The sequence below is a fragment of the Streptomyces sp. 8L genome (assembly GCF_020176795.1).
Lineage (GTDB): Bacteria > Actinomycetota > Actinomycetes > Streptomycetales > Streptomycetaceae > Streptomyces.
Genome location: NZ_JAIUKE010000438.1, coordinates 1 through 10,450, shown reverse-complemented (window position 1 = coordinate 10,450; position 10,450 = coordinate 1). Strand labels below are relative to the sequence as shown.

Sequence of the window (10,450 nt, the reverse complement as noted above, 5' to 3'; positions counted from 1 at the left end):
CCGTCCCGGGTGACGGTCACGTCCGAGGTAGCGACGCGGCCAGAACCACGCAGGCGAAGGCAAGGGCGAAGACCGAGCCACGCAGCACGTTGGTCCGCGGCTGCCACCAACGCCGTCTCCGCGCCGGCTTCTGGGCAGCGCCGCAGATTCGCACGACAGTGATCAGTTTCTGGACTGCCTCGGCCTGCCTGATGAGATGAATGCGACTTGGCATGTGGCCATCGGGGAGGCTGCCGGAGCAGAGATGTTGCGCATGGAGCAGGGTCGCCTCGCCCGGAGGCGTCACGTTTCCGAGCCGGCTGACGTGCTCTCGCAGCCGTACCGCGAGATCCGCCACGTCGGCGGCAGTCTCGGGCAGCGGCGAGTCCTCGCCCAGCACGAGCATCACGGTCTCCGTCGCGGAGGCCGTCTGGTCTCGCTTCGGGCTCGGCTCACCCAGGACGTGGTTTCTGCGGTCCTGACCACTACGTCGGCGGGACGCCCGGCGAGGGACCAGCCAGAGAGACATGGCACAACTCCAATGTGGATCAGCCCAACTTGAGCCGCGAAATTCGTGCACCGCAGTCGATTGACGTGCAAAGTGAGTGACCCGGCCGCTACGTTGAGCGAACCGCAACTCTCCGCCGTGGGGTATGCCTGCGCGGTCGTCAAGGCGGTCAGCCGAAGCAACCACGCTCCCCCTCTCCCCTCGGCGCCCACGTCCCTGCCAGCGGATTCCCCTGCCCCGCGCTCCTGCACGGCATCGACCTCATGGCGGTGGCGCTGTGTGGGGGATGACATGGGGGTCTCCATCCGAGCCGGGAGTGGACCGCCGCTCATCGCAAGGCGAAGGTTCACCGGGAGAGTCGGAGCCTGGGTATGAGGTACCACCTGAGCACAGGCGGTGGTGGCTGTTCTCCGTGGCGTGACTACCCTCCTCCATGCGACAGTTGCAATGCAACCTCAAGTGAAGAATTCAGATGCGTTGGCATATGCCGTTGAAGCTGGAGCTTTGCAAGGAAGACTCCAGGTGCCAGACTCAGGGCTCGAACCCGAATCCAAGGGACTCTCGGTCAAGTTGGGGGAACTCCCCGCCAGTCTGAGAGGACTCTCGACTGATCACGCCGGACTCCGGGTAGGCCGGGTGGACTCGCAGAAGCAGGAGGCAAGGACTTGGCGGCCCCCACAGGACCCACCGTCAGGCGCGTGCAGCTCGGCCGAGAGCTGGAGCGGCTGCGCAAGCAGGCCGGCATCACAAAGCCGAAGGATGCCGTCAAAGGGCTCGACGTATCTGAGTCCCAGCTGTACAGGGTCGAGCGCGGCACCTCGGCCTTTCGTAAGGCTGCAGATCTCGTCGCGCTGCTTAAGCGATACGGCATCACCAAGCCAGACGATGTGGATTTTTTGGTCGATATTCACCGTGACAGTCTGAATCGAGGCTGGTGGTCGATCTACTCCCGAACCATGCCGTCCGGCCTTGCGATGTACGTCGGCCTGGAGGACGGCGCCAAAACCATCCGGGCATGGCAGCCCGACGTGATTTTTGGTCTGTTTCAGACCAAGGACTACGCCCGCGCCATCTTCGAGGCCGGGAAGACGGTCGAGGAGCGCACAACGGAATTCGTGGAGAAGGGCATCTCTCTGCGCATGGAACGCCAGGAGATCCTGACCCGGGAAAATCCGGTCGAGATGCGTGCCCTCCTCGACGAGGCTGCACTCCGTCGCGTCCGCGGCAGCCGAGACATTATGCGGCGGCAGATCGAGCGGCTGGCGGAGCTGTCCACACTCGACAACGTGACCCTGCAGGTCCTCCCCCAGGGCACCCCCACGTATCGGTTCTCCTACGACTTCTCGCTCATGGAGTTCGCGGATCCGATTCCGACCGTCGTGCAAATGGATTTGGCCGACGGCGGGTCCAACCTCACGGATAAGGACACTGAGGTCTGGACGTACTCCCGCAGGTTCGAAGCCCTGCGGGATGGCGCTCTCCCCGTTGCGGAGACGTCGAAGTTCCTGCTACGACTAGCCCGAGAGATCTAACACATGACCATCAGCAAGAACGCTCTTGACCTCGCGCCCAAGGGGGCGTGGTTCAAGTCGTCGTACAGCAACGACGGAAACAACTGTGTCGAGATCGCCGACCTCGTTGCGACCGTCGGAATCGTCGGGGTCCGCGACTCTAAGATCGAGAACGGCCTGGCACTGCAGTTGGAGCCGTCCGTGTTTGCCAGCTTCATCAACGACGTCCAGGCCGGGCACAACGACATCTGATTTCCCTCACGACGAACGGTCCGGTTCCCTCTGCATCTGCCTGGGGGAATCAGACCGTTCTGGTCAAGTTGTTCCGGGGCCGGTGCGCCGTCGGCTCCGGGAAAGCCTCAGGTGTCCGAGGCAGGTGATGAGCCGGTCCCGGACGGGTCTTGGTGAACTGCTGCCTTGCAGGTAGCCGTTCAGACCGGCTGCCGGATATTCGATGATGTCCGCGGGAAGTTCGTGCACGGTGAACCATTGAAGCATCGTGCACTTGTCGGGCTCTCTGTTGACGGGTTGTCCCTCCCACTCTGTGACTTCGAAGAAGAAGCTGATTCGCTCCATCTCCGCGTCCTGGCGGTGGTGTACGCGTGGACGAGTCGCAGGCTGGTGGGATCTGCAGTCACCCCCGTCTCCTCGTACAGTTCGCGAGCGGTGCCATCGGTCAGGGGTTCGCCTTCGTCGAGCTTGCCCGAGGGCATGTGCCACCGTCCATGGCCGTAGGTTGCCGCCGCGTTGAGAGAAGAGGATCTTGTCTCCGTCGCGGAGGATGACGTGATGTCAAGGCGATGCGGTGCTCGCGCTGGAGAGCGTGGGCACCGGCAGCCGGTAGGTCCCCACGAGGGTGGGGAAGCATGTGCGCCCGCAGTTCCAGATATAGGTGCCCGGATACAGCCTCACAGAGGTAAGGAAGGAGCGCCTTATAATCATAACAGACGCCGGGTGAGCAATAGGCCACATCCGTATGCCTTGCCCTGGCCGACCCCATGGGTAAGCGCCCGATGGAAGAGGCCGGGGTCGAGGACCGTGCCCTGGGCCATGAAGGCGCAGACGGCAACGTGGATGCGGTGGCCATCCTTCTTCTGTCCGGTCACTGTTGCTGGCGCGCTCGGCACGACTCGTTCGGGATCGGTGTCGAGCCCGTTGTCGTGCAGGCGACGGCTGAGCCAGCGTGTGTGATCTGCAGTGCCGGTGTGGGCTCTGCGTTTGCCGGTGGTGCGCTCTCGGAAGGCTGGGTTGGCGATGATCCGGATCTCTACGGGTTCGCCTGCCCGGTAGTGCTGCTGGACCTGTTGAGTTGCGGTGCTGGTGATGAGACCGTCTTGCTCCAACCGGGACCAGTCGGGTTGGGCCAGGGACTGGACCAGGATCTTCTGCGGTCGGCCAGCTCTTCGAGGTGTCGCCTGCGAGCGGGATGCGGTGGCGCGCTGTGCTGCGTACAGGACGGGCATGCGCTCCTCGCCGGGTGCCGGCGTGAAGCCGGCGAGTACGAATCGGTGCAGCTGGTCGACGTTTACGCACGCGGTCTGAGTCCTGGGGGCCAGGTCCAGGCGTGAGCGCCATAGCGTCAGCGGCTTGCCTGTACTGGGTGTGTCGTGGGAAGCGGTCATGAGGGGTCCTCGGTCACGGCCGGTGGGGTGACGTGCGTGAGGTGAAGGTGCATCAGGCGGTGGTCCCGTTCGGCGAAGGTGTAGGGGACTTGCTCGGGGCTGGCGTAGAGGCCGGGTCCAGGGGGCGACTCGGTCCATACGCGCGGGTGGGGCGTGCTTGCTTCCGGGAGCAGTGGGATGGCGGTGGGCCAGTGTTGTGCTGGGAGTTCGGTGCTGCTGTAGCCGATGGGGTGTGCGGGCGGGTAGGCCCGTCGGCCCAGCGACAGCAGCCGTGCCGGGTGGCGGAGCGCACGGATCGCCTCTTGGGCCAGGGCATGGTCGTGCGTGGTCAGCCCGGCGAGGAAGGCGCCGTCGACGATGTGCTGTTTCGTGACGAGCACAGGTTTGCGGAAACTGGGTGTGTGAGAGGCCATCAGGCCACCGGTGACTGCTCTCTCGGGTCTTCGAGGTACGCCGTACCAGTGCGGATTGTCGGCCGTTTTGGGCCGGGAGGCGATGATCGGGGTGAGAGGGAAGGTGCCTCCGCCGACGGTCTGGTCGTCCACGGCGAGTTGCCCTGGCCGGTCCGCGCGTACGGCGAAGGTCATGGCGGCCAGGTCCGACATGTCGGTGTCGAGCTCACGGCCGAGGGCGTTGGCCACGATCCCGGCGACCGCGCTTTTGGTCGGCCGCGGCGCGGTGTCGTGGTGCTCCCAGAGCGAGTACTGACCGTAGGACTGCATCGGGCCCGACAGCCGCAAGAGGATGGTGATGGCCATCTCAGGCCTCCACGGTGAGGCAGCCGGGCAGGTCGGGGGCGGGCGCACCGGTGGGGGAGTGCCAGCGTGCGGTGCCGCCGCGCAGGCCGGCCCATGACAGGTGTCGGGCGAGCAGGTCGGCGGCGTTTGGGCCGGCCGGCGGGTCGACGGGTGTCTCGAAGGCCGCGGCAGCGGTGAGCGGCTCGTCGCAACTGCCCGCAACGACGAGCAGCGGCCTGACGGCGGAGCCGGTTCGACTGCGCCGCGCGGTCGGCAGCGCGTACGCGATGCCGGTGACGAAGGCCTTCTCGGCGTGCTGGGCGGCGTCCTCGACCTCGAAGGCCGTCGCGCCGGCGCGTGCGAGGTTGGCACGAAGGGCCTGTCGGTCGAGGGCGGCGTAGCGGTAGAGCGTGCCGGAGGTCAGGTAGCTGCGTCCGATCAGTGCGGCCCCGAAGACTCCGAGATCTTGCCAGTCGTCGCGGACGGTGAAGTCGTCGACGAGCAGGTCGAAGGGGTCGACGGAGAAGCCATGGGCGATCTGCACGCTGGAGGTCATGGTGCCGTCGGGCAGTTCGGTGACCATTCGGCCGAAGATCGCGATGGAGTTGGTCAGGGCGGGGTCGAGGGCGCGTCGGGCAGCGGCGACGATGTCTTCGGGGACGTCTCGGGCAGGGTCGAGGGCGACCTCGCCCTTGGACTTGCGGGCGACCTTGGTCAGGGCGGCGGCGATCGCCTTGTCCATGTCTGCGCGCTGGGGAGCCAGCTCAACCCAGTGCGCCAGCGCGACGTCGGCCAGGCGGTCGGGAGCGTCCTGCGGCATCAGCGACACCGTGCGGGTGCGGCCCGGGTCGGTTGGGGAGATGGAAAGGCCGGCGGCGGCGACGATGAGGGCGGCGCCGGCGGTGGCGTCTGCACTGTCGATGCCGGCGTGCTGGAGTCGGCGGGCGGTCTCCTGGGGCAGGAGCCGACTGCGCCCGGAGGCGGGGCGCTGGTGGTTGTAGTGGTCGACGGCCCATATGCGCGCCGCGCGTGCCAGGGCCTGGGAAGAGACCCGCATGCGTTCGACGTCACCGACGACGCACCTTTTGGGCAGGCCGTCCGCGTCCTGGTTGATGTTGACCGCGACCAGTGTGGTCAGGGTGTGCACGACCACGAACGGGCCGGGTGCGCCTGAGGTGTCGACGATCCGCTCGCGGGCGGTGCGGGCATCGGGGGTGAGGACGGTGGCGGTCATCGGCTGATCGGGTCCTTCGCGGTCGCAAGAACGGCGGGGGCTTGTGAGGCGTGCCGCTGCGGCAGCACGGCCTTGGTGTAGAACAGTTCGGCCCAGTGCCGACGGGTGGAGGGGTCCCAGGCCACCAGGTCGCTGAACAGGACCGCCCAGTTCGGTGTCAGGTCCTGGTCGGCGGCGTAGCGGACCAGGGTTCTGAGCCGGCCGCGCAGCGCAGTGGCCTCCCGTGTCCTGATTACGAGGTCGAGCGTGGTCCGGATCGACTGGTTGCGGGGGCCTCGACTCGTGCCTGATCCAAGGGCTCGCGCCAGACGTGGTAGCGGAGTCGTGCCGTACATGCGGGCGCGGGAGTTGGTCTGTCGGTGGATGGCGAACAGGCCGGCCGTGAGCAGTGCCGCGTAGTGACTGGGCTCGGGCAGGCCGGCGGTGACCACGGGGATCGCCGGGCTGGCGATGTCCGGCACGGTCATCCAGTTCACGAGGTGGCTCAGGACGGCGCGCCGGTGTGGGCTGGCGAAGCCGCCCAGGCGGCGGCTGAAGGCGCTGGCCGGATCGGCGGCCCCCGCGTTGTCCGCATCGGCATTGCCCGGTTCCCAGACGTCGTCCGGCGGGCTGTCCGCCGTCGTGAACAGCAGGTCATCGTCTACGGCGTACTCCACCGCTTCGGGGCCAGGGACGGCGGCGCGGTCTGTGGCCACTCCGGGCTCTGCGGACAGCGTCTGCTCGGGCGTATCAGTGGTACTGCCAGCGGTTGGCGAGGCGGGAATCCTGGCGACCTTGGCGAGCGCGGCGATCTTCACCCCGTAGGCGGCCGGATCGGTGCCTGCCTGTGGCCGGGCCTCTTCGAACAGTGCGGCATCGAGTGTCGCCTGGTCGGTGTTCAAGTACGTCTCCTGGTTCAACAGTTCGCAACCGAGGTTGGGCGGAAGGACTATGTTCAGGTCAGAGCGTCGGGGAGTCCGGGCCTTACGGATGGAGTAGCGGAAGCGCATGACCGCGGCGGCGACGGCGCCGGCGCGGGGATCGGCCAGCAGGCGTGCAGGGAGATGTATCGCTGTGTGGAAGGCGATCTTGCTCTGGACGGGCAGGTGCATGCCCGCCGCCGTGACGTCCGGCGCCCACCCACACACTGCCGCGGCAGCCTGCACGATGTGGGGCCAGCTTCCCTCGGAGGCTTGCCACCAGGGCGCGATCAGTGGCGCGATATCGGTGGCACCGCCGATCGCCTCGGTGGACAGGAGGGCTCCGTGCTTGGTCGCGACCCGGTCACGGCCGCCAGGCTGCAGTGCCGCGTGACCGCTGTCCTTGGACCGGATCCAGCCCTGCGCGAACAGCACCTCCCTGACAAAACCGTCGGATTCAATCAGGAGTAGAGCGCGACGGTTGTGCCAGGTCAGTGCGTCCAGTTCGCTGAGCGGTGCACTGGCAGTGCCGCGCTCGCCGCGGGGGCAGTAGGTCCAGTGCGCCGCGCCCGGACCGCCGTCGACGGGGATCAGCCGCCAAGCCAGCATCTCGGCAACCGTACCGCCTGGCCACCACACCATGCCGCCGGTGGCGGATGCGAAGTGCGCGTGGACGCTGTGTGGGCCGTAGACAGTACTGGAGATGGGAAGCGAGCCCCCTGCGCCCCACATCTGCTGGAGCAGCAGCCAGCGGAAGGCCGTGACCGGCGGCACGGCCACGGGCACCAGGGCGTGCCGCATGTCCGACAGGATCGGCCTCCTGGTGGCACTGGAGTGGTCCAGTCGCGTGACCGGCAGGCGGGCTTCGGCGACATCGGCGATGCCGCGCAGGGAGGCATCCTGGAAAAGAGGCCTTTCGGGGCAGAACACGTCGAGTTCGCGGGCATGGTCTCGTAGCCACTGCTGCAGCGGCGCGAGGTCCAGCCCGGTGGTGATATGGAGGAGGTACTGCTCGAACGTGGCGGGCGCGCAGCCCGCAGCGTAGGCGAAGGCGAGCAGCAGCCGCACGGTGGCTGCTCGCAACAGCGGGTCTGCAGCCGCCAGATACACGCGGTCGGCCCGGTCGATGGCCTGTGCCGCGGACAGCAGATGCGGCCGACCGGACTCGTCCAGGACATCGATCCACGGCTGGTGCGCCACCGACCAGCTGATGCGGCCGGTCATCGAGCCCCCACCCCCGTTGCGCTGGGGCCGTCCTGGTCGTCGGCGAGCTCCGCGTGCAGCCGCAGCAGGGCCTCGGCGTCGTCGACGGCGTCAGCGAGCAGCTGAGTGTGGGCGGAGACCTGGAACGCGCGCGACAGCCAGACCTGTTCGTGCGTTCCTTCCGCGAACAGGTAGTCCACCGGGGCGATCTTCCCGGCCCGGTGGGCGCGGCCTTCGACCTGCAGCAAGCGTTTCCCGCCGGTCATGACGTCGGCGACCACGGTCCGGCGCGGCGTGTCGGTGGCCCGTGTCCCCCGGCCGTCGGCGTTGTCCTCCCCGGCGTGCAGGTTGATGCCCTCCACGACCGATGTCACGCACACTGGCGCCCTGCCCAGCTGAAAGGCCTGCCGACGCGGCTCGCGCAGGCTGAGTTCCTCTCCTGTGATCACCACGATCTTGTCGGGCAGACCGCGGTCCTTTAGGCGCTGTGCGATGTGCCAGGCCAGGGTGCGGACCGTGTGCCGGTACCAGGCCGGCACGACGACCTGGTGGCCTGCCGCCACGAGGTTCACGACGTGCTCGGCGACTGCGGGAGCCTTGAGGAGGCTGGCCTGCATCACACGCCGCAGCGGCTCGCTGTCGGCTGGATCGGCGAATGGTGCTGCGCTGGTGTCCGCGGCGAGGTAGTCGAGATCGTGCGACTGCAAGAACGCGGCCCACGCCTTGTCGTACCGAGTCCTGTTGGCTTTGTCCAACTGCACCGGATGCAGGTGGCGTTCGGTCGCCGGCAGTCCCAGCTCCTGGGTGGTGGCCGCCGAGCCCACCCCGCTCAGGTACAGAAACTCCTTGATGGTGTCCACCGTGTCCAGAGCGAACACCGATCCATCGGAGTCCATGCCCTTCAGCGCCGCCAGCCAGTCCAGGTACTCACCCCCGGTCCTGACAGCGGGAGGCTCCACGTCGGCGGCATGGGCAATCAGGTCTGCAACATACGACGTCTGTGCCAGCGAGCTGAAAGGGGTTGCTGAAGCGTAGATCCCGAGGGGAGGCCGTGCGTGCGGAGGGTGCATCAGGCGGTGCACCAGCCGAGAGCGCAATGACTCGGGGTGAGCGAGGATCTGGGACTCGTCCACGATGACCGCGTCGAACGGGACATGCGGGACGCCGGCGTCGGCCGCTGCTTCGGCAGCCGCCTCGGAAGGCAGGTCGGCGAGCAACATGTCCGGGACGGCGAAGAGCTTCCACAACCGTTCGGGGTTGATCACCACCCAGCGACGGATGACGCTGGCGTCCACGGTACGCAGCCAGGCCGGCATGATGCCGTGCTTGGTGATCACCAGGACGGAATCGAGGGACCGGGACGCGAGGCCTTCCACTATTATCCGGGTCTTCCCCGCGCCGGTGGGCGCGACCAGCAGGTATCCCGGCGCGCCACTGCGGTGCGTCGCCTCGATCCCGCGCACTCGCGGAACCTGGTAGGGATACAGCATGGGCAGGTCACGCTTGTGCTCGGGAGCGTCCGGGATGAGCGGCAAACCGTTCAGCTGGTCCTCTGCCAGCCGCTCGAAGGTATGCGGCGCCGAGCGGTACGCGGCCAGTGCAGCCGGCAGCCGGGCACCGTAGTAGACGCGCACGCCGCCCCAGGCCCGATTCTGGCTGAGACCCGGATAGTCGATCACGCCGGGCATCATCACCCAAGCGCGGCGCCCGCCGCCGCCCGCGGCCGGATCGCCTGGCGAGGCGACGCTGTCACCCTGACCGCTCATGATGTCCCCCGCCCGGAGGTAACGGCTACGGACCACTGTCGGTGGCAGGTGACGGTCGCCTGAGCAGCTTCGAAGGACGGCTCGGGACGCAGCAGGTCAGCAGTTGATACCGCCGATTGCACATCGGCGAATAGGGGCCTCATGCGCGGGTCTCTCCCTCGTGGTGGGAGCGTTCCGCGTTGGGGCGATACATCGTGGCCGGCCGGTGCAGGATGGTACGCATCTGCGCGAGATCGAACTCGGCACGCAGGGGCAGGTGGTCGGACAACCGACGCAGCTTAGGGGTGTCGCAGACGGTGAAGCTGGCCAGGGCTGGGGCCAGTTCCCCGCTGAAGTAGCCACGGTCGATGCAGTACATACCGTGTGGGCGGCCGGGGTGGTCGCGGTAACCCGCGGTGGGCGCCATCGCCTCGGGCTGCCCGAGGTGTTGGGCGGCATGGCGGGCCATTTCGACATAGCCGACTGTCAGCAGTTCGCGGTCGGGACGGTCGTCGGTGTGGCGGCGCCCGCCCTCGAAGTACGTGCGGTTCGCCACGAAGGCATGGTCGGTGTATCCCCCCCACGGACCACCCTCGCCGACGCGGTAGCTGTTCCAGTCCCAGAAATGGAGGGCGAGCCAGCCGGTCTTGGCCAGGGTGGAACACCACTGCGCTTCGGCCAGCCGGTAGTCGGTGCACCAGTAGCAGGCGTGCCCGCTGACGCAGCTGATCTGCCGGGGGCTGAGTGTTCCGTCGTCGTCGCGCAGCTTGATCGCGATGTTGGCGGGGGCGTGCCACGGCGCCCAGCTCTGCTCGTACTCATCCACGTAGGAGAGCCGCCCGCCTCGTTTGAGGAAGATCGCGTTGTCGTTGTTGCTGCCCGGTCGATGGACCGCGATGTACCCGTCCATGCCCAGACGCTCTTCGAGGACATGGGGTCTCCCCCTGAGTGGTGGACACGCTGATACTGGATCTGCTTGATCCGGAGGAAGCGAGAAGACCGCCGATGGCGA

At 67.4% G+C, this 10,450-nt stretch carries 10 protein-coding genes and 1 pseudogene; 2 read left to right on the top strand and 9 right to left on the bottom strand.

Features of this window, described 5'->3' with window-relative positions:
• Window positions 1-16: 16 nt before the first annotated feature.
• Window positions 17-385: a hypothetical protein gene (locus LCE31_RS30190; protein WP_225019941.1), complete on the bottom strand. Its 369-nt coding sequence runs from the start codon at window positions 383-385 to the stop codon at window positions 17-19.
• Between the two features lie 800 nt (window positions 386-1,185).
• On the opposite strand from LCE31_RS30190, the gene LCE31_RS30185 reads away from it, so the two are divergent.
• Both LCE31_RS30185 and LCE31_RS30180 read left to right on the top strand, forming a co-directional pair.
• Window positions 1,186-2,019 (top strand): helix-turn-helix domain-containing protein, encoded by an 834-nt coding sequence (locus LCE31_RS30185; protein WP_225019939.1) that lies wholly within the window; start codon window positions 1,186-1,188, stop codon window positions 2,017-2,019.
• A gap of 3 nt (window positions 2,020-2,022) precedes the next feature.
• Window positions 2,023-2,250, top strand: a complete 228-nt coding sequence (locus LCE31_RS30180) for a DUF397 domain-containing protein (protein WP_225019937.1) — start codon at window positions 2,023-2,025, stop codon at window positions 2,248-2,250.
• 63 nt (window positions 2,251-2,313) lie between these two features.
• On the opposite strand, the gene LCE31_RS30175 is transcribed toward LCE31_RS30180, so the two are convergent.
• The 8 genes and pseudogenes from LCE31_RS30175 to LCE31_RS30140 all read right to left on the bottom strand — a co-directional run bounded on the left by LCE31_RS30175 (window position 2,314) and on the right by LCE31_RS30140 (window position 10,348).
• Complete coding sequence (locus tag LCE31_RS30175) at window positions 2,314-2,574, bottom strand: hypothetical protein (protein WP_225019935.1); 261 nt, start codon at window positions 2,572-2,574, stop codon at window positions 2,314-2,316.
• Window positions 2,575-2,663: 89 nt separating this feature from the next.
• Window positions 2,664-2,711, bottom strand: a pseudogene (locus LCE31_RS40595) (hypothetical protein); the annotation flags it as partial.
• A 225-nt stretch (window positions 2,712-2,936) separates the two neighbouring features.
• Complete coding sequence (locus LCE31_RS30165) at window positions 2,937-3,620, bottom strand: type I-E CRISPR-associated protein Cas6/Cse3/CasE (RefSeq protein WP_225019933.1); 684 nt, start codon at window positions 3,618-3,620, stop codon at window positions 2,937-2,939.
• Window positions 3,617-4,378 carry a type I-E CRISPR-associated protein Cas5/CasD gene (gene cas5e / locus LCE31_RS30160; protein ID WP_225019932.1) on the bottom strand — a complete coding sequence of 254 codons (762 nt, stop codon included), beginning with the start codon at window positions 4,376-4,378 and terminating at the stop codon, window positions 3,617-3,619. The genes LCE31_RS30165 and cas5e overlap by 4 nt, the downstream gene beginning before the upstream one ends.
• Before the next feature lies 1 nt (window position 4,379).
• Complete coding sequence (locus LCE31_RS30155; protein WP_225019930.1) at window positions 4,380-5,591, bottom strand: type I-E CRISPR-associated protein Cas7/Cse4/CasC; 1,212 nt, start codon at window positions 5,589-5,591, stop codon at window positions 4,380-4,382.
• Entirely contained in the window at window positions 5,588-7,714 is a 2,127-nt protein-coding gene (locus tag LCE31_RS30150; protein ID WP_225019928.1) for a type I-E CRISPR-associated protein Cse1/CasA, read from the bottom strand. Before LCE31_RS30150 ends, LCE31_RS30155 begins: the two co-directional genes overlap by 4 nt.
• Complete coding sequence (locus LCE31_RS30145; RefSeq protein ID WP_225019926.1) at window positions 7,711-9,459, bottom strand: helicase; 1,749 nt, start codon at window positions 9,457-9,459, stop codon at window positions 7,711-7,713. Before LCE31_RS30145 ends, LCE31_RS30150 begins: the two co-directional genes overlap by 4 nt.
• 139 nt (window positions 9,460-9,598) lie before the next feature.
• Window positions 9,599-10,348 (bottom strand): endonuclease/exonuclease/phosphatase family protein, encoded by a 750-nt coding sequence (locus tag LCE31_RS30140; RefSeq protein ID WP_225019924.1) that lies wholly within the window; start codon window positions 10,346-10,348, stop codon window positions 9,599-9,601.
• Window positions 10,349-10,450 lie beyond the last annotated feature (102 nt).

Excerpts from the sequence above, each read along its gene's own strand:
- cas5e (WP_225019932.1), bottom strand. The coding sequence starts at position 4,378 with ATGGCCATCACCATCCTCTTGCGGCTGTCGGGCCCGATGCAGTCCTAC.
- LCE31_RS30145 (WP_225019926.1), bottom strand. The coding sequence starts at position 9,459 with ATGAGCGGTCAGGGTGACAGCGTCGCCTCGCCAGGCGATCCGGCCGCG.
- LCE31_RS30180 (WP_225019937.1), top strand. The coding sequence starts at position 2,023 with ATGACCATCAGCAAGAACGCTCTTGACCTCGCGCCCAAGGGGGCGTGG.
- LCE31_RS30155 (WP_225019930.1), bottom strand. The coding sequence starts at position 5,591 with ATGACCGCCACCGTCCTCACCCCCGATGCCCGCACCGCCCGCGAGCGG.
- LCE31_RS30150 (WP_225019928.1), bottom strand. The coding sequence starts at position 7,714 with ATGACCGGCCGCATCAGCTGGTCGGTGGCGCACCAGCCGTGGATCGAT.
- LCE31_RS30165 (WP_225019933.1), bottom strand. The coding sequence starts at position 3,620 with ATGACCGCTTCCCACGACACACCCAGTACAGGCAAGCCGCTGACGCTA.
- LCE31_RS30190 (WP_225019941.1), bottom strand. The coding sequence starts at position 385 with ATGCTCGTGCTGGGCGAGGACTCGCCGCTGCCCGAGACTGCCGCCGAC.
- LCE31_RS30175 (WP_225019935.1), bottom strand. The coding sequence starts at position 2,574 with ATGGAGCGAATCAGCTTCTTCTTCGAAGTCACAGAGTGGGAGGGACAA.
- LCE31_RS30140 (WP_225019924.1), bottom strand. The coding sequence starts at position 10,348 with ATGGACGGGTACATCGCGGTCCATCGACCGGGCAGCAACAACGACAAC.